The following is a 15,979-nucleotide window of genomic DNA, read 5'->3' as shown; positions in this document are numbered from 1 at the left end:
AAATTGGGGCGCATTGGAAAATGCGCCTTTTTTTTCGCCTGTTTGGCGCGGGGAAGGGGCCGCGGGCTCAGGCCGCCAGCAGCTGTTCGGCCTGGTAATGCGCGATTGCGGCTCGCGCCAGCGCGTCGATGGAGTCGGTCAGCGTCACGCCCAGGCTGGGGCGCAGCGCGTGCGGCACTGCGAGGGGCAGTTCGGTGCAGCCCAGCACCACGGCGTCCGCGCCGCGCGCCTTGAGGCGGGCGATGCATTCGGCGGCTGGCGCGTAGGCGTCTTCCAGGCGATTGGCCTTGACCGCGCGGATCGAGCCCATGCAATAGCGTTCGACTTCGTCGTCGTCGGGCACGATGCACTCATAGCCTTGCGCTTCCAGATGCTGCTGATACAGGCCCAGCTTCAGCGTGGCGGCGGTGCCCATCAGGCCGATGCGGCCGGTGGGCAAGCCCAGACGCCGCAGGTCGTCGATGACGGCCTGGATGATGTGCAGCACGGGCAGGTCGGTGGACGCAGCGATCTGGTCGTACCAGAGGTGGGCCGTGTTGCACGGGATGGCGATGAGCTGCGCGCCGGCGTTCTGCAGAAAGCGCACGCCTTCCTGCATGTAGGGCAGAGGATTTTCGCCGCCCGCCATGTAGGCGCTGGACCGGTCGGGAATACGGGGGTCGTTGCGCAGCAGCGTAGGGATGTGCTGCTGGTCGATCGCGGCGGGCGTCAATGCCGCCAGGCGCAGGGCAAAGGCGGCGCCCGCCATGGGGCCCATGCCGCCCAATACACCCAGGTAACAACCCTGGGAATAGCTGTTCACGTTATTTACTCCGAGCTAATGCCGTCCCGGGCGTCAAGACCTGGCCCGGGCGTTCGGCGCTGGTCCGTTCCCCGTCCCAGACCTGCCTGCCGTTGACCCAAACCGCTTGGATGCCCTGGCTTGCCTGAATGGGAGCTGAAAAAGTGGCCACATCTGTCACGGTGGCGGGATCGAACAGCACCAGATCAGCATGATACCCCTCCCGCAACAGGCCGCGCTCGGCGATGCCGTATTGGTCCGCGGCGAGGCCGGTCATTTTGTGGATGGCGGTTTCCAGCGTCAGCAGGCGCTGTTCACGCACCATGGCGCGCAGCACGTTGGTGAAGGTGCCCCATTGGCGGGGGTGCGGATGCGGATCGAAGGGCAGGCCGTCCGAGCCCACCATGGTCAGTGGATGCGAGAAGATGCGGCCGACGTCGGCCGGATCCATCAGGAAATAGATGGCGCCGGCGGGCGCGAGCCGTGCGATGGCCGCTTCGTCGTCCAGGCCCAGTTCGGCCATGACTTCGCTGAAGTCGCGGCCGGTGGCTTCGGGGTAGCCCTTGGACCAGGTGATCATGGTGCGGCTGGCCAGGCGCGCGCGGTCCAGCCGCAACATGGTGGAGGTGGCGGGGTAGGGATGGCAATCCAGGCACACCGCCTGGGTGGCGGCGGCGCGGTTGATCAGGTCCAGGGTTTCGCGGCTGCGGCCGTGGTTGCGCTCGCCGGCCAGCTTGTGGTGCGAGAACACCACGCGGCAGTCGAGTTCGCGGCCGATCAGCAGCGCTTCTTCCATGGCCGCAACGATGTGGTCGGCCTCGTCGCGCAGATGCGTGGCGTAGACGCCGGGACGGCCGCGCAACGGCGCGCAGACCTCGATGATCTCGTCGGTGGGCGCCGCGCTGGCCGGCGGATAGAAGGTGCCGGTGGAAACGCCGAAGGCGCCCGCGTCCAGTGCTTCTTGCAGCAGCGCGCGCATGGCGGCGCGTTCGTCCGCGTCGGCGGCGCGCGAGGTGTCGTCCATGACCGCCACGCGCAGCGTGGTGTGGCCGACCAGCGGCGCCACGTTGACGGCGGCGGGCGTGGCGCGCAGTGCGTCCATCCAGGCGCGGAAGGTGCTGAAACGGAACAGTTCGGCCGGACCCAGCAGGTCCAGCGGCTGCGGGATGGCAGTGCCATCCAACGGGGCCAGGCTGATGCCGCAATTGCCGGTGACCACGGTGGTGATGCCCTGCGAGACCTTGGGCAGCATGTCCGGGTGCGCCAGCAGGTAGCCGTCGTCGTGGGTATGGGAGTCGATGAAGCCGGGCGCCAGTGTCAGGCCGCTGGCGTCGATGACGGGCACGCCGGCCGGGCGGGCGAATTCGCCCACCGCGGCGATGCGGCCGTCGTGCACGGCCAGGTCGCCCTGGCGGGCAGGGCCGCCGGTGCCGTCGACGAGCGTGGCGCCCGCCACGATGAAGTCTGCTTGCAGCATGCGCGCGCTCATCAGTCGAGTTTCTCGATGCCGGCGCCGTCGATGATCTGTTGCCATTTGGCGGTTTCGCGGTCGATCAGCTGCTTGAACTCGGCGGGCGAGCCGCTGGCCGGTTCGGCGCCCAGCGTGGCCAGGCCGGTGCGGACTTCAGGCGCCTGCAGCGCCTTCTGGATGGCGGCGTTCAACGTGGCGACCACTTCCGGCGGGGTGCCCTTGGGTGCGACCACGCCGCCCCAGGCCACGGTTTCGTAGCCCTTCAGGCCGGCTTCGTCCAGCGTAGGCACGTCGGGCATCAGCGCCAGGCGTTTCAGGCTGCTTACGCCGATGGCGCGGACCTTGCCGCTCTTGACCAGCGGGGTCGCTTCCGAGGTGTTGACGAACAGGTAGTCCAGGCGGCCGCCCAGCAGGTCCTGGATGGCGGCGGGACCGCCGTTGTAGGGAATGAACATGACGTTGATCTTGGCCATGCTCTTGAAGAGTTCGCCGCCCATGTGGCCGGTCGTGCCCACGCCCGAGGCGCCATAGGACAGGCGGCCGGGTTCCTTGCGGGCGCGGTCGATCAGGTCCTGCACGCTCTTGACGGGGGAGTCGGCCGGCACGATAAGCGCGTTGTACAGGTCGAACAGATGGGCTACGGGCGTCAGGTCCGCGTCCACGTCGTAGGGCAGGCGCTTGAACAGCGAACGGTTCACGGCCAGCGTGTTGATGTTGCCGTAGCCGACCGTGTAGCCGTCGGGCGCGGCGCGCTTGACCAGGGCGATGCCGATGTTGCCGGCGGCGCCGGGGCGGTTCTCGACCACCACCGTGGCGCCGGTGTCGCGCGCCAGCTGGGTCGTGATCAGGCGCGACAGCACGTCGGGCGAACCGCCGGCGGCCGAGGGCACCACGAAGGTGATGGGCTTGTCGGGATACGCGCCGGCGGTGGCGGCGGCCGACATGGCGGCGCCGAGCGCCAACGCGGAAAGGCCGCGGAAGAGTTTGCTACGCATGGTGGATTCCCCTTGGTTTTGTGGTGTTGAGGCGGGCAGGTTACACCCCGCGTCTCTGCGCGCCCTCATCGAAAAATGTCGAAAACCTATAATCGGGCGTTATCGGTTTGGCGCTGATTTGCCAGGGGAAAAAATGGATGAGCATGCCTATGCGGACGAGGTCGGACCCACTGCCGGACGGCCTTTGAACCTGCGCCAGATCGAGGTGTTCCGCGCCATCATGATGGCCGGATCGATCAGCGGCGCGGGCCGCATGCTGCACGTATCGCAACCCGCGGTCAGCCGCGTGCTGGCGCTGACCGAGAGCCGGTTGGGCTACAAGCTGTTCGAGCGCGTGAAGAGCCGGCTCTCGCCGACGGCCGAGGCGCGGCGGCTGTACGCGGAAGTGGAGCAGGTCTATGGCGGCATCCAGCGCGTGAACGACCTGGCTGCCAGCCTGGGCCAGTCGGGCGCGGGCATGCTGAAGATCGTCGCCAGCGCCAGTTTCGGGCAGCGCCTCATTCCGATGGCGCTGGATCGCTTCCGCGGCCGCAATGCGGACGCGCGCGTCGATTACCGCAGCGTGACCTTCGATGAGCTGGCTGCGTATTTTCTATCGGGCCAGGCGGACATAGGCGTTTCCATGCAGCCCCCCGATCATCCCAATCTGCGGTCCGTGCGCCTGGCGCGGGTGCCCATCGTCTGCGCGCTGCCTGCCGGGCATCCGCTGGCGGCGCGCGAGGTGATGCGGCCGGAGGATTTCTCCACCGCGGCCTGGATCGGCTATCCGCGCGATACGCCGCTGGCGCGCGCGCTCAAGCCCTTCTTCGGCGAAGGGCCGGCTTGCGCGGCGGCGGTGGAAGTGCATTCGCCCGTGACCGCCTGTTCTTTCGTGCAGCAGGGATTGGGGCCGGCGCTGGTCGATGCCTGGTGCGTGACGCCGGACCAGGCCGCGCACATGGTCTTGCGCCCGATATCGCCGGCGGCCAGCGTGGATATCTGGGCCACGCATTCGAATCTGAGCGCGCCGCCCTTGCTGGCGCGGCGCTTTCTGGCGGCGGTGAAGAAAACGCTGGAAGAGGGGGAGCCGTGCGAACTGGCGCCCGGCGCTTCCAGCTGAGGGCTTGCGCCGGAGGGGCAAGCCCGGCCGGACCTTACAGGCCTTCGGCCTTGAGCGCGGCCTGCACGCCCTTGTCGGCTTCCATGCGCTTGAAGAACGCGGCCAGATTGTCCAGGCCCGACAGGTTCACTTCCTTGGCGTGCGCCCAGCGCAGCACCACGTACAGGTAGGCGTCGGCGATGGAGGGCTTGTCGCCCGTCAGGTAGGACTTGCCGGCGAGCTGTGCGTTCAGCTGCGCGAAGAGCTTGGTCAGCAGCGCGGAAGCCGAGCCGGCCAGCTCCTTCTGTGCGCCTTCGTCGCCGACGAAACGCGACGCACCGAAGATCATCGAGAAAGTCTTGTGGATGTCCGAGTTGATGAAGCCGAGCCAGCGGCGCACTTCGGCGCGCGAGCGCGGCGAACCGTCGCCCAGCAACTGCAGTTCAGGCGCGTGTTCAGCCAGGTACTCGAGGATCGCCGCGTTCTGCGTGACGGTCCAGCCGTCGTGCGCCAGGGCGGGCACGGCGCCCAGCGGGTTGACCTTCAGGAACTCCGGGCCCTTGAGTTCGTCGCGGCTCAGCTTGTGCGTTTCGTAGGGTTTGCCGATCCATTCCAGAACGATATGGGAAGCGAGCGAGCACGCGCCGGGCATGTAGTACAGTTTCATCAGATGGGGTCTCCTGAGAGCAAGGACGGGGATCTCCGTTCCTGGCCGATATGGTACGCCACCCGTTGCCGGAGATGCCCATGCCGTCACGTCCCGCCGCGATCACGCGCGCGCTGTTCCTGTCGTTCTCTTTGTGGCTGGCGCTGCCCGCGTCCGCGCAGCCGGGGCCCGAACCCGCATCGGTCCCGGCCCGCGTCACGGCCGTGGTGGGCGGACTCAATCATCCCTGGGCAATGGCCTTTCTGCCCGAGGGCGGCGTGCTCATTACCGAGCGTCCCGGCAACCTCAGGCTGCTGCGCATCCCGGGCGGCTTGTCCAAGCCGCTGGCCGGCGTGCCCAAGGTCGCGGCGCAGGGCCAGGGCGGCCTGCTGGACGTGGCGCTGTCGCCCGACTTCGCGCAGGACCGGTATGTCTATCTGTCCTATGCCGAGGCCGATGGTTCGAAGAGCGGCACCGCCGTGGGCCGCGGCAAGCTCTCCGCCGATGGTTCGGCGCTGGAGGATTTCCGCGTGCTGTTCCGGCAGCAACCGAAGCTGTCGTCGGGCCTGCACTACGGATCGCGCCTGGTGTTCGACGGCAAGGGCTATCTGTACATCTCGCTGGGCGAGAACAACCAGCGGCCCACCGCGCAGGATCTGGACAAGCTGCAGGGCAAGGTGGTGCGGCTGAAGGCCGACGGGTCGGTGCCGACCGACAATCCCTTCGTCGGCCAGGCCGGCGCGCGGCCCGAGATCTGGTCCTACGGGCATCGCAATCCCCAGGGCATGGCGCTCAACCCCTGGAGCGGCCAGCTCTGGGAAAACGAGCACGGACCGCGCGGCGGCGACGAAATCAACCTGGTCGAGCGCGGCAAGAACTACGGCTGGCCGCTGGCCACCCACGGCATCAACTACTCGGGCCAGCCCATCCCCGAAGCCAAGGCAGCGGAGCTGCCCGGCATGGAGCCGCCGCTCTACTGGTGGCCGAAGTCGCCGGCCATCAGCGGCATGGCTTTCTACAACGCGGACCGGTTCCCCGCCTGGCGCAATTCCGTGTTCATCGGCGCACTGGCGAACCAGAATCTCATCCGCCTGACCTTGGACGGCGACCGCGTGGTGGCCCAGGAGTGGCTGCTGACGGACCGCAAGCAGCGGATACGCGACGTGCGGCAAGGGCCGGACGGTTATGTGTACGTGTTGACGGACGCCTCGCCAGGCGAGTTGCTGCGCCTGGCGCCGGCCGAACAGGGAGAGTGAATGCCATGAAACCGTATGAGCTGATCGGGTCCGCCGGCTGCGGGTCCGCCATCGTCGAGATGGCGCTGGTACTGGCCAACGTGCCGCACACCTTGACGGACCTGCCGTACCTCAAGCCCGGCGCCGAGCGCGACAGGCTGCTGCAACTGAACCCGTTGGGGCAGGTGCCTACCCTGGTCCTGCCGGACGGCGAGATCATGACCGAGAGCGCGGCCATGATCCTGCATCTGAACGATGTGGCGCCCCAGGCCGGCCTGGCGCCCGCGCCCGACAAGCCTGAGCGGGCCCGGTTTCTGAATCTGCTGATCCGGCTGGTGGCGGCGATCTATCCCACGTTCACCTATGGCGACGACCCGCCGCAATGGACCACCGCAGGCCCCGCGGCCGAGCTGCTGAGGCAGCGCGTGCATACGCGGCGGACGGATATCTGGCAGGAGCTGGAACGCCAGGCTGGCGCCCCGCACATGCTGGGCCGGCGCTTTTCTGCGCTGGATCTGTACGTCACGGTGATGACGCATTGGCGTCCCGGGCCGGCGTGGTTCGCGTCCGAGTGCCCGGCGCTGACCGCTGTGGCGCGCGAGGCGGCGCAGGAGCCCAATGTGGCGCGCGTGCTGCAACGGCATTTTCCGCCGCCTACGGAGTAGCCGGGCGTCAAGCCTTGGTTGGCTTGCGGGTCCTGGACTTGGCCCGTGCTTCACGCAGGGCGATGTAGACGCCGCTGCCGGCGATGAAGAGCGCGCCCAGATAGGCATAGGCGTCCGGGGTCTCATGCCAGAAGACCCAGCCCAGGATGGTGGCCCAGATCAGCCCGGTATAGTCGAAGGGCGCAACCACCGAGGCGGGACCGATGCGGAATCCCTGGGTGATCAACGCCAGGCCCAGGGTGCTGAACAGGGCGACGGCGCCGAAGTACGGCAGATCCTCCATCGCGGGCTGCTCCCAGACCAAGGGCAGGGCGACCGCGCTACAGACCAGCTGGCCCAGCACGATGTAGAGCGTGGTCGTCAGCATGCCTTCGTTGCGGTTGATGCCGCGCGCCGTGATCATCATCACCCCATAAAGCAAGGCGGTGACCAGCGGAAGCAGGGTGGCCGCCTGGAACGTTGCGGCCCCGGGCCGCACCACGATCAGCACGCCGGCGAACCCGGCCAGCACGGCCAGCCAGCGCTTGCCGTCCACGCGTTCTTTCAGGACCAGCACCGATAGCGCCGTCACGAACAGCGGCGCGGCGAAGGCGATGGCGGTGGCTTCGGCCAGCGGCAGCGTGCGCAGGCCCAGATAAAAGCAATAGGCCGACACGACGTTGATGGCGCCGCGCGTCAGGTGCAGGCCAGGGTGCGCGGTGCGCAATACTCGCCGTCCGCCCAGCCACAGCGCCAGCGTGGCGACGAAAGGCAGGGCGATGAGCGCCCGCAGGAACAGGATCTGCAGCGGGTTGTAGTTGGCGCCGAGCCATTTGGCGTTGGCGTCGCTCAAGGTCAGGAAGAAAATGCCGCCCACCACGCAGGCGATGCCTGCTGCGGCGGATTGGGCCTGGGCGGCGGGAAGTACGGAAGAGGTGGACATCTACAGCCTGGGAGGGCGGCGGTTCGGGCCGCCCGAATGGAAAGGAAGGGGGGAGGATTCAGCCTTGGGCGCGATAGGCCGCCAGGGCGACCATGCCCCAAGACGCCAGGAAGGCGACGCCGCCGAAGGGGGTAACGGCGCCCAGCCAATGCGTGCCTGTCAGCGACAGCACATACAAGCTGCCGCTGAACAGCACGATGCCGACGAACATCACCACGCCGGCCGCGGAAAGCAGGGACGAACCGTAGCGGGCGCCCAGCAGCGCGACGACGAACAGGCCCAGCGCATGGATCAGGTGGTACAGCACGCCGGTCTGCCAGACGGACAGCAGTTCCGGCGTCAGCATGCGCTTGAGGCCGTGCGCGCCAAAGGCCCCCGCGCCCACCGCCACCATGAGATTCAACGCCGCAAGTATCGTCAGCTGCCGGTCCGTCATCGCCAGTCCTTATAAGTGTCTGATCAATCGTGTTACAGCCGCCTATGATATGCCCAAATCCCGCGCCTATCCGGAGGCATGGCATTGTTGGGGACGGATCTTGTGACAGTCTTTCCAAATGGGATATCATGAATTCAATTTGGAATTTCTGGTGCGTCCGCAGTCGTGGCGCCCAGACTTGCAGGAGTCAGGCCATGAGCGTAGCCGCCCTCGAAAAAAGCCCCGCCAAGCGTCCGTCCCGCCATGCGGCGGCGCGCGCCAAGCAGTTGTTCCGCAGCCTGGTCGACAGCCCCCTGGTCGACATGGCGCGCGACGTGCGCCGCGGCCTGCCTGCGCAGATGGTCGACGACGCGGCCGACTACCTGCAAGTGCCCAAGTCGGAAATCATGGCCATCACCGAGGTCAAGGCGGCCTCGCTGTCGCGCTGGAGCCGCGAAGGCCTGATGCTGCCGCTGGGCGAATCCGACCGCCTGGCCCGCGTCGCGCGGGTGGCGCGGGTGGCGCGCCAGGTTCTGGGCAGCGACGAAGAAGCCGTCGCCTGGCTGAACACGCCAGTGCCCGCCCTGGGCAACGTCAAGCCGCTGTCGCTGCTGACCTCCGACGCCAGCAGCCGCATTGTCGAGGACACGCTGGCGCGCGCCGCGGCGGGCGTCTACGCATGACGGACGACAGCGTTTCGATCTGGCGTATCGGGACTACCGCAGGCAAATACCGCGCCGACGACCTGAGCGGGGCGGGCGCCGCGGCCGTGGGCGGGCGCTACAACAGCCCGGGCACGGCGGTGGTCTATGCCTCGGCCAGCGTGGCGCTGGCGGCGCTGGAAACGGTGGTGCATTTTGCGGCCCGCGCGTCCGAACAGGCCAACCGCTATCTGATCGAACTGGCGGTGCCGCGCGCCGTACACGAAGCCCGCCAGGCGCTGAGCCTGACGCAGTTGCACGAGGACTACCCGTTCTGGGATGCCGTGCCTTTCGCGGAAGCGTCGCAGGCGGTGGGCGACAACTGGGTGCAGTCCGGCGTGTCGGCGCTGCTTGAACTGCCCAGCGCCATCGTGCCTTACCGGGGCGTGCCGGACTGCAATTTCCTGATCAATCCGGCGCACCCCGACGCCGAGCACATCGTAGTGGTGCGGCGCGAACGCTTCATCTACGATCCGCGCCTGCGCCCCGTCTAGTTCAGTCCGTCAGTACCGCGCGGCCCACGACCTTGCCCGCCCGCAGCGATGCCAGCACGCTGTCGGCCTCGGCCAGTGCATGGCGGTGCACGGGCATGGGCGGCACCTTGCCGGCCCGCACCAGCTCCATCAGTTCCTGCAGTTCGGTCAGGTTGCCGACGTAGCTGCCGATGATGGACAGGGCTTTCATGGGAATCAGCGCGATGGGCCACGACGATGCGCCGCCGAACAGGCCCACGATGATCAGCTTGCCGCCCTTGGTTAGGAAGTCAAAGGCGAGCGAGGTAGTCGCGGGCGCGCCGACTAGGTCGATGGCGGCCTGCGCGGGTTTGCCGCCGGCCGCCTTGATGATCTGCTGCGCGGCGTCCGGCGCGGCGCCGTCGATGGCGGCGAGCGCGCCGGCTTCCAGCGCGGCCTGGCGCTTGGCGGGGTCGATGTCGACGACGATGGCGCCGGCGCCGCCCAGGGCCTTGATCAGCGTCAGGCTCATGAGGCCCAGGCCGCCCGCGCCGAAGATGACAACGGGGTGCGAACGGTAGATGTCCGGGCCAATTTTCTTCAGCGCGGAGTAGGTGGTGAGCCCCGAGCAGGCATAGGGCGCGATCTGCGCGGGATCGAGGTCGCCGATGTCGATCAGGTAGCGCGGGTGCGGCACCAGGATGTGGTCGGCGTAACCGCCGGCGCGGTGCACGCCCAGGCAGGCGGGCGCGGAGCAGTGGTTTTCCATGCCGGCCAGGCAAGGCGGGCAGTTGCCGCAGCCGATCCAGGGGTACACCAGGTAGTTGCGGTCGGCCGACAGTCCCTGGGCATCGGGACCGGCGGAGACGACGGCGCCCACGGTTTCATGGCCCATGGTGAGCGGTAGCGAGACGCCGCGGTCCTTCAACGACAGCGTGCGGCCCTGGCCCAGGTCGTAGCCGCCTTCCCACAAGTGGATATCGCTGTGGCAAACGCCAGCCGCGCGCACCTTCAGCAGCACCTGCGACCCTTGCGGCGTGGGCGTGGGCTGGTTCATTTCCTGCAAGGGCTCGCGGAAGTTCACGACGCAATAGCACTTCATGGGATGTCTCCTCCTGGGTGGTTTTACGGCCGGCCCGCGAGGCGGGCGCGGCGTGGCAAGGCTATTTCTTCACGGTCGGGCATTCACTGTCCGCCAGGGACACGAAGACCTTTTCGCCCGGCACCGTGGACAGGATGCGGTAGAAGTCGCCGGGGTACTTGGATTCGGCGGGCTTTTTCACTTCGACCAGATACAGATCCATGATGACGCGGCCGTCTTCGGGGCGCACCCGGGCATTCTTGATCAGTTTGGTGGTGATGGGCAACTCGCGCATCTTCTGGTTGACTGTCGCGCCGTCGAAGGTGCCGGCGGCCTGGGCGGCTTGCAGGTAATGGGTGGTGGCGACGTAGCTCAGGGCCTGCACGATGGAAGGCGCGCGCGTCACGCCCATCTTTTTCTGCCAGCGCTGGGTCCAGGCCCGGGTGTCTTCGTCCGCGTCCCAATAAAAACCGGTGGGGAAGGTCAGCCCTTGGGCCACGGGCAGGCCCATCGCCTGCACGTCGTTGATGAAGGTCAGGAAGGTCAGCATGCGCTGCTTGCCCCCGGTCAGCCCGAACTCCTGGGCCTGCTTGATCAGGTTGACCAGGTCGCCGCCGGCGCTGGCCAGGCCCACCACGTCGGCCTTGGACGATTGCGCCTGCACCAGGAACGAAGCGAAATCCAGCGCGCCCAGGGGATGGCGCGTGCTGCCCAGCACCTTGCCGCCGGCCTTGTCCACGAAGCGCGAGGCGTTGGCTTCCAGCGATTTGCCGAAGACATAATCGGTGGTGATGAAGTACCAGGACTTGCCGCCGCTTTCGACCACGCTCTTGACCACGGCATTGGCCAGGGCATAGGTGTCGGGCGCCCATTGCGTGCTGAGATTGCTGCACTGCTTGCCGCTGAAGTCGCCGGCGAAGCCGCCGCTGATGAGGGCGGTTCCGCCTTTTTCGCGCGCCACGCCCTGGGCGGCCAGGCCCGCAGAGCTGGCGCCGCCGTCCACCACGGCCACCAGGCCTTGCGTGTCGAACCAACGGCGGACCAGGGCCGAGGCCACGTCCGCCTTGTTCTGGTTGTCCGCGCCCATGACTTCGACGGTCTTGCCGGCGACCTTGCCGCCGAAGTCCTCGACCGCCATGCGCACGGCCATCTCGGAGCCCAGCCCGCCCAGGTCGGAATAGATGCCGGAACGGTCGTTGGATACGCCCAGGCGTACCACGTCGGTTTGGGCTTGGGCCGCGCAGGCGGCCAGCGAGGCGGCCAGCGCCGCCAACAGGGGTTTGATACGCATCTGCTTGCCTCCCGGCCCGATGAGGGCCGAATTATTGGTGTCTCGTTGGGATGCTGTGTATCTGCTTGCGGGGCGCCAGTTCTCCATCTGGCCGAAAATTATTTCACATTGGTGAAAGAAAATTCTTGTGCAAGAATTTAGGTTCGCACATATGAAAAGTCAACATGGTGGATTTCCCAAGTCGAAGCGCGCTTGCGCCGGCTGGAGGAATGCCGCGCGAGGGGTAGACGCATGGAAGTGAAGCTCGTCGCAAGAACGCTGGAACTGATCGAACTGTTCGCCCAGGAGCGGCGGCCGATGCCGCTGACCGAACTGGCGCAAGGCCTGGGCGCGCCCATGTCCAGCTGCCTGGCGCTGGTGCGTACGCTGGTGGCGCGGGGCTATCTGTACGAGGTCCGGCGGCGCGCCGGTTACTACCCCACGCCCAAGCTGCACGCCTTGTGCGGGCTGATCCAATCGGGCGACCCCTGGATGGAACGGGTGCGTCCGCAGCTTGCCGCGCTGCGCGATGCGGCCAATGAAACGGTGATGCTGGGCAAGATCCAGGACGGCGCGGTGCTGTTCCTGGACATGGCGGAATCCACACACCCGGTGCACTACGCGACCCGACCCGGGGTGCGGCGGCCTTTGCATACCAGCGCCGTGGCCAAGGCGATTCTTGCGCGGCTGGGGTCGGCCGAGCGCGAGAGCATCCTGGAGGATGTCGGGTACGAACGCTATACGGATCGCACGCTGCTCACGCGCCAGGCGCTGCTGGATGAAATCGAGCGGACGGCGGCCAGGGGCTGGGCCGAGAACGCCGGCGAAAGCGTGGCTGACCTGACCGGGCTGGCGGTGGCGCTGGATCTGGGCGGCGAATGGTACGCGCTGTGCATGGCGGGACCCACGTCGCGCGTTGCCGAGAGGCGCGCAGAGAACCTGCGCTTGTTGAGCGAGACGGCGGAAGCGATCCGTCTCGGCCGGGAAGCTTAGGGGCCGCGCAAGCGGCTCAGGAACCGCGGCGCATCAGGGTCGACTTGCCGAACAGGCTTTCAATGAGGTCCACCGCCAGCTCCGCGGTCTTGTTGCGCACGTCGAAGGCCGGGTTCAGTTCCACCACGTCCAGCGAGCGCATGAGGCCGGTATCGGCGATCATTTCCATGCATAGCTGGGCCTCGCGGTAGGTGGGGCCGCCGGGGACGGTGGTGCCCACGCCGGGCGCGATCTCCGGGTCCAGGAAGTCCACGTCGAAGCTCACGTGCAGGTGCGTGTCGGCGTCCAGCCCGGCCAAGGCCGCCTCCATGGTGGCGCGCATGCCCATTTCGTCGAGGTAGCGCATGTCGAAGACTTCCAGGCCGGCCTCATGCACCAGGCGTTTTTCGCCCTGGTCCACGCTACGGATGCCGATCTGCCGCACCCAGCCCGGCTCGATGTCGGGAGTCTGGCCGGACAGGCCCGTGATCTGCGCCGGGCCGTAACCGCACAGGCAGGCCACCGGCATGCCGTGGATGTTGCCCGTGGGGGTGAGCGCGTTGGTATTGAAGTCGGCATGGGCGTCCAGCCACAGCACGCGCAGCTTCTTGCCCGCTGCGCGGCAGTGGCGCGCGACCGCGCTGATCGAGCCTATGCCCAGGCAGTGGTCGCCGCCCAGCAGGATGGGCAAGCGGCCCTGGCTCAATTCCTCGTAGACGGCATCGTGCACCGCACGGTTCCATGCCGCGACTTCGTCCAGGTGGCGGTAGCCGTCCGTAGGCGGCAGCCAGGGATTGGCGGGGCCGTAGAGGTTGCCGCGGTCGGTCACCTGGAAGCCCTGGGCCTCGATGACCGGGCCCAGGTCCGCCACGCGCAGGGCTTCTGGCCCCATGGACGCGCCGCGCGCGCCGGCGCCGATGTCGGTGGGCGCGCCGATCAGGGTGATGTGGTGGGGCAGGTTGGCGGTGTTCTGCAAGTCGCGGACTCCGGTAGGGTGCATCAAGTGGCGGATAGTACCGCGCTCAATTGATCGCAGGCCCAGTCGATCTGCTCGCGCGTCACGATCAGGGGCGGCGACAGGCGCAGCGTGTGGCCGTGCGTGTCCTTGACCAGCATCCCGCGTGCCTGCAGGCGTTCGCACCACAGACGCGCGCCGCCGGCATCGGGCTCCAGCTCCACGGCCAGCATCAGGCCGCGACCGCGCACTTCGCGCACGGGGCCGGGCAGGGTGCGCAGGCGATCCAGGAAGTAGGCGCCCATGGCGGCCGCGTTTTCGATCATGCCTTCCTCGGTCAGCACGCGCAGCGCGGCGCGCGCGATGGCGCAGGCCAACGGGTTGCCGCCGAAGGTGCTGCCGTGCTGGCCGGGCTGGAACACGCCCAGCACGTCGGCGTTGGACAGCACCGCCGACACGGGGTAGAAGCCGCCCGACAGCGCCTTGCCGATCAGGGTGACGTCGGCTTCGATGCCTTCGTGCTCTTCGGCCAGCAGCTTGCCGGTGCGGCCCAGGCCGGTCTGGATCTCGTCCAGGATCAGCGTGATGCCGCGTTCGGTGCAGCGCTGGCGGACCCGAGCGAAATAGCCCGCAGGCGGCAGGACCACGCCGGCTTCGCCCTGTATCGGTTCCACCAGGAATGCCACGGTGTTGGGCGTGATGGCGGCGTCGAAGGCGTCGTAATCGCCGAAGGGAACGATCTTGAACCCCGGCGCGAACGGCCCATAGTGGCCGTAGGCGTCGGGATCGGTAGAGAAGCCCACGATGCCCAGCGTGCGGCCATGGAAGTTGTTGGCGCAGACGATGATCTCGGCCTGGTTTTCCGGCACACCGCGCACTTCGTAGCCCCATTTGCGCACGGCCTTGATGGCGGTTTCCACGGCTTCCGCGCCGCTGTTCATGGGCAGGATCTTGTGCGCTCCGGTCAGGCGCGCCAGGTCTTCATAGAACGGCGCCATCTGGTCGTGGCGGAAGGCGCGCGAGGTCAGCGTGAGCTTCTGCGCCTGCTCGGCCATCGCAGCCAGGATGGCGGGATGGCAGTGCCCCTGGTTGACGGCGGAATAGGCCGACAGGCAATCCAGGTACTTGCGGCCGTCCACGTCGTAAAGCCAGACGCCGCTGCCGCGCGCGATGACCACATCCAGGGGGTGGTAGTTGTGCGCGCCGAGCTGATCTTCGACGCGGTCGCGGTGGCTGGCGGCGGACGGTGCGCCGGGCTGATTGTTCAATACCGCGCTCATGAGCGTCTCCCGAGGAGGTATTGCAGCCATCTTAGCGCCGCAATCCGATCCGCGGCATTGCCATTGCGTGACAAAGGCCATTGCCGGGCGACGCCGCGGGCTGCTGCACAATAGCGGCTGCGCGGGCGATGCCCTGTTTTCCTACCTGGATGGTTCTCATGTTGTTGCACAAATTGCTACTGAAATTCACCCGCTGCGCGGCCGCGGCCGGGTTGGCGCTGGCCTGCGCCTCCGCCGCCATGGCGCAGGACAAGCCGCTGCGCATCGGCGTGATCCCCAGCGTGGCCAATGCCGCCACCGAGATCGCCATCGCCCAGGCCAGGAAAGAGGGCCTGGAGGTCAAGCTGGTGGAGTTCAACGATTGGGTGCTGCCCAACATCGCGGTCGCCGATGGCTCGGTGGACGCGAACTTCTTCCAGCATGAACCCTTCCTGGAACTCTTCAACCAGCGCCGCGGCGCGGACTTGAAGCCCATCGCCTACGGCTATTCCACCACCATCGGCCTGTTTTCCAAAAAGCTGAAGAAGGGCGACGCCGTGCCTGACGGCGCGACCATCGCGGTGCCGAACGACCCGGTCAACACGGGCCGGGCGCTGTTGCTGCTGGAATCCATCGGCCTGATCAAACTCAAGCCCGGCGTGGCGCACCAGGCCGCGCTGGAAGACGTGGTGTCCAATCCCAGGAAACTGAAGTTCGTGCAGATCGAAGGCTCGCAGTCGGCGCGCACGTTCGACGACGTGACCGCGTCCGTCACGTACACCACCTTCGCCAAGCAGGCCGGCTTGAACGAGAAGGACGGCCTGGCCTTTGACAACACCGATCCGGCCAATGTGCGGCGCTATGCCATCCGCTGGGTGGCCACGCCGGCCGGCGCGCAGGACCCGCGCCTGTTGAAGTTCATCTCGATCTACCAGAACTCGGCCGAAGTGAAGGCCAAGCTGCGCAGCCTTTATGGCGATCTGATCGACTTTCCCTGGTAGCGGGGCGAGGGGCGTAGGCATTGACGATTCTTGGCAGTTCGGCTCAGGGATAGCTCGTATACTGGCCCCAATTTTCCTCC

The 15,979-nt window shown here is 67.3% G+C and carries 17 protein-coding genes; 7 read left to right on the top strand and 10 right to left on the bottom strand.

Going from position 1 to position 15,979, the window contains the following annotated elements:
• Positions 1-67: 67 nt before the first annotated feature.
• From DXK93_RS25705 to DXK93_RS25695, 3 genes are read right to left on the bottom strand one after another with little or no spacing between them, the layout of a single operon-like run.
• Entirely contained in the window at positions 68-802 is a 735-nt protein-coding gene (locus DXK93_RS25705; protein WP_119451571.1) for an aspartate/glutamate racemase family protein, read from the bottom strand.
• 1 nt (position 803) lies between these two features.
• Positions 804-2,270, bottom strand: coding sequence for an amidohydrolase family protein (locus DXK93_RS25700; RefSeq protein WP_119451570.1), 1,467 nt, complete (start codon positions 2,268-2,270; stop codon positions 804-806).
• A complete protein-coding gene (locus DXK93_RS25695; RefSeq protein ID WP_119451569.1) occupies positions 2,270-3,247 on the bottom strand; it encodes a tripartite tricarboxylate transporter substrate binding protein in 978 nt (325 codons plus the stop codon). The genes DXK93_RS25700 and DXK93_RS25695 overlap by 1 nt, the downstream gene beginning before the upstream one ends.
• 133 nt (positions 3,248-3,380) lie before the next feature.
• Between DXK93_RS25695 and DXK93_RS25690 the strand changes: the two genes are divergently transcribed.
• Positions 3,381-4,346: a LysR family transcriptional regulator gene (locus DXK93_RS25690; protein WP_119451568.1), complete on the top strand. Its 966-nt coding sequence runs from the start codon at positions 3,381-3,383 to the stop codon at positions 4,344-4,346.
• Between the two features lie 34 nt (positions 4,347-4,380).
• On the opposite strand, the gene DXK93_RS25685 is transcribed toward DXK93_RS25690, so the two are convergent.
• A complete protein-coding gene (locus tag DXK93_RS25685) occupies positions 4,381-4,992 on the bottom strand; it encodes a glutathione S-transferase family protein (protein WP_054454174.1) in 612 nt (203 codons plus the stop codon).
• A gap of 80 nt (positions 4,993-5,072) precedes the next feature.
• Between DXK93_RS25685 and DXK93_RS25680 the strand changes: the two genes are divergently transcribed.
• Together DXK93_RS25680 and DXK93_RS25675 are read left to right on the top strand one after the other, a co-directional pair.
• Complete coding sequence (locus DXK93_RS25680) at positions 5,073-6,227, top strand: PQQ-dependent sugar dehydrogenase (RefSeq protein ID WP_119451567.1); 1,155 nt, start codon at positions 5,073-5,075, stop codon at positions 6,225-6,227.
• Positions 6,228-6,232: 5 nt separating this feature from the next.
• Positions 6,233-6,871: a glutathione S-transferase family protein gene (locus tag DXK93_RS25675; RefSeq protein WP_054454840.1), complete on the top strand. Its 639-nt coding sequence runs from the start codon at positions 6,233-6,235 to the stop codon at positions 6,869-6,871.
• Between the two features lie 7 nt (positions 6,872-6,878).
• Here the strand turns inward: DXK93_RS25675 and DXK93_RS25670 are convergent, their stop codons facing one another.
• Together DXK93_RS25670 and DXK93_RS25665 are read right to left on the bottom strand one after the other, a co-directional pair.
• A complete protein-coding gene (locus tag DXK93_RS25670) occupies positions 6,879-7,793 on the bottom strand; it encodes a DMT family transporter (protein ID WP_119451566.1) in 915 nt (304 codons plus the stop codon).
• Positions 7,794-7,851: 58 nt separating this feature from the next.
• Positions 7,852-8,229, bottom strand: coding sequence for a DUF423 domain-containing protein (locus DXK93_RS25665; protein WP_054454180.1), 378 nt, complete (start codon positions 8,227-8,229; stop codon positions 7,852-7,854).
• 194 nt (positions 8,230-8,423) lie between these two features.
• On the opposite strand from DXK93_RS25665, the gene DXK93_RS25660 reads away from it, so the two are divergent.
• Entirely contained in the window at positions 8,424-8,891 is a 468-nt protein-coding gene (locus tag DXK93_RS25660) for an antitoxin Xre/MbcA/ParS toxin-binding domain-containing protein (protein ID WP_054454182.1), read from the top strand.
• Positions 8,888-9,403, top strand: coding sequence for an RES family NAD+ phosphorylase (locus tag DXK93_RS25655; RefSeq protein ID WP_054454184.1), 516 nt, complete (start codon positions 8,888-8,890; stop codon positions 9,401-9,403). The genes DXK93_RS25660 and DXK93_RS25655 overlap by 4 nt, the downstream gene beginning before the upstream one ends.
• 1 nt (position 9,404) lies before the next feature.
• Here the strand turns inward: DXK93_RS25655 and DXK93_RS25650 are convergent, their stop codons facing one another.
• A complete protein-coding gene (locus DXK93_RS25650) occupies positions 9,405-10,463 on the bottom strand; it encodes an alcohol dehydrogenase (protein ID WP_054454185.1) in 1,059 nt (352 codons plus the stop codon).
• A gap of 61 nt (positions 10,464-10,524) precedes the next feature.
• Positions 10,525-11,733: an ABC transporter substrate-binding protein gene (locus DXK93_RS25645; RefSeq protein WP_119451565.1), complete on the bottom strand. Its 1,209-nt coding sequence runs from the start codon at positions 11,731-11,733 to the stop codon at positions 10,525-10,527.
• A 231-nt stretch (positions 11,734-11,964) separates the two neighbouring features.
• On the opposite strand from DXK93_RS25645, the gene DXK93_RS25640 reads away from it, so the two are divergent.
• Positions 11,965-12,705, top strand: a complete 741-nt coding sequence (locus tag DXK93_RS25640; RefSeq protein ID WP_054454190.1) for an IclR family transcriptional regulator — start codon at positions 11,965-11,967, stop codon at positions 12,703-12,705.
• 16 nt (positions 12,706-12,721) lie between these two features.
• Here DXK93_RS25640 and rocF read toward each other — a convergent pair whose 3' ends face one another.
• Together rocF and rocD are read right to left on the bottom strand one after the other, a co-directional pair.
• A complete protein-coding gene (gene rocF / locus DXK93_RS25635) occupies positions 12,722-13,684 on the bottom strand; it encodes an arginase (protein ID WP_054454192.1) in 963 nt (320 codons plus the stop codon).
• Positions 13,684-14,919: an ornithine--oxo-acid transaminase gene (gene rocD / locus DXK93_RS25630; RefSeq protein WP_119451564.1), complete on the bottom strand. Its 1,236-nt coding sequence runs from the start codon at positions 14,917-14,919 to the stop codon at positions 13,684-13,686. Before rocD ends, rocF begins: the two co-directional genes overlap by 1 nt.
• A 158-nt stretch (positions 14,920-15,077) precedes the next feature.
• Here rocD and DXK93_RS25625 point away from each other — a divergent pair, with 158 nt between their 5' ends.
• Positions 15,078-15,899 (top strand): MetQ/NlpA family ABC transporter substrate-binding protein, encoded by an 822-nt coding sequence (locus DXK93_RS25625; RefSeq protein ID WP_119451563.1) that lies wholly within the window; start codon positions 15,078-15,080, stop codon positions 15,897-15,899.
• Positions 15,900-15,979 lie beyond the last annotated feature (80 nt).

Origin of the sequence: Achromobacter sp. K91 (genome assembly GCF_003576205.1) — a bacterium.
Taxonomy (GTDB): domain Bacteria; phylum Pseudomonadota; class Gammaproteobacteria; order Burkholderiales; family Burkholderiaceae_B; genus Achromobacter; species Achromobacter aegrifaciens.
Note: the sequence above shows the minus strand (reverse complement) of the source record. Positions and strands in the feature narration are given on the sequence as shown.

What these genes read in the sequence shown, in the direction of transcription:
- DXK93_RS25650 (WP_054454185.1), bottom strand. Translation starts at nt 10,463, where the DNA reads ATGAAGTGCTATTGCGTCGTGAACTTCCGCGAGCCCTTGCAGGAAATG.
- DXK93_RS25660 (WP_054454182.1), top strand. Translation starts at nt 8,424, where the DNA reads ATGAGCGTAGCCGCCCTCGAAAAAAGCCCCGCCAAGCGTCCGTCCCGC.
- DXK93_RS25670 (WP_119451566.1), bottom strand. Translation starts at nt 7,793, where the DNA reads ATGTCCACCTCTTCCGTACTTCCCGCCGCCCAGGCCCAATCCGCCGCA.
- DXK93_RS25680 (WP_119451567.1), top strand. Translation starts at nt 5,073, where the DNA reads ATGCCGTCACGTCCCGCCGCGATCACGCGCGCGCTGTTCCTGTCGTTC.
- DXK93_RS25675 (WP_054454840.1), top strand. Translation starts at nt 6,233, where the DNA reads ATGAAACCGTATGAGCTGATCGGGTCCGCCGGCTGCGGGTCCGCCATC.
- rocD (WP_119451564.1), bottom strand. Translation starts at nt 14,919, where the DNA reads ATGAGCGCGGTATTGAACAATCAGCCCGGCGCACCGTCCGCCGCCAGC.
- DXK93_RS25645 (WP_119451565.1), bottom strand. Translation starts at nt 11,733, where the DNA reads ATGCGTATCAAACCCCTGTTGGCGGCGCTGGCCGCCTCGCTGGCCGCC.
- DXK93_RS25700 (WP_119451570.1), bottom strand. Translation starts at nt 2,270, where the DNA reads ATGAGCGCGCGCATGCTGCAAGCAGACTTCATCGTGGCGGGCGCCACG.
- DXK93_RS25665 (WP_054454180.1), bottom strand. Translation starts at nt 8,229, where the DNA reads ATGACGGACCGGCAGCTGACGATACTTGCGGCGTTGAATCTCATGGTG.
- rocF (WP_054454192.1), bottom strand. Translation starts at nt 13,684, where the DNA reads ATGCACCCTACCGGAGTCCGCGACTTGCAGAACACCGCCAACCTGCCC.
- DXK93_RS25695 (WP_119451569.1), bottom strand. Translation starts at nt 3,247, where the DNA reads ATGCGTAGCAAACTCTTCCGCGGCCTTTCCGCGTTGGCGCTCGGCGCC.
- DXK93_RS25640 (WP_054454190.1), top strand. Translation starts at nt 11,965, where the DNA reads ATGGAAGTGAAGCTCGTCGCAAGAACGCTGGAACTGATCGAACTGTTC.
- DXK93_RS25685 (WP_054454174.1), bottom strand. Translation starts at nt 4,992, where the DNA reads ATGAAACTGTACTACATGCCCGGCGCGTGCTCGCTCGCTTCCCATATC.
- DXK93_RS25655 (WP_054454184.1), top strand. Translation starts at nt 8,888, where the DNA reads ATGACGGACGACAGCGTTTCGATCTGGCGTATCGGGACTACCGCAGGC.
- DXK93_RS25625 (WP_119451563.1), top strand. Translation starts at nt 15,078, where the DNA reads ATGTTGTTGCACAAATTGCTACTGAAATTCACCCGCTGCGCGGCCGCG.
- DXK93_RS25690 (WP_119451568.1), top strand. Translation starts at nt 3,381, where the DNA reads ATGGATGAGCATGCCTATGCGGACGAGGTCGGACCCACTGCCGGACGG.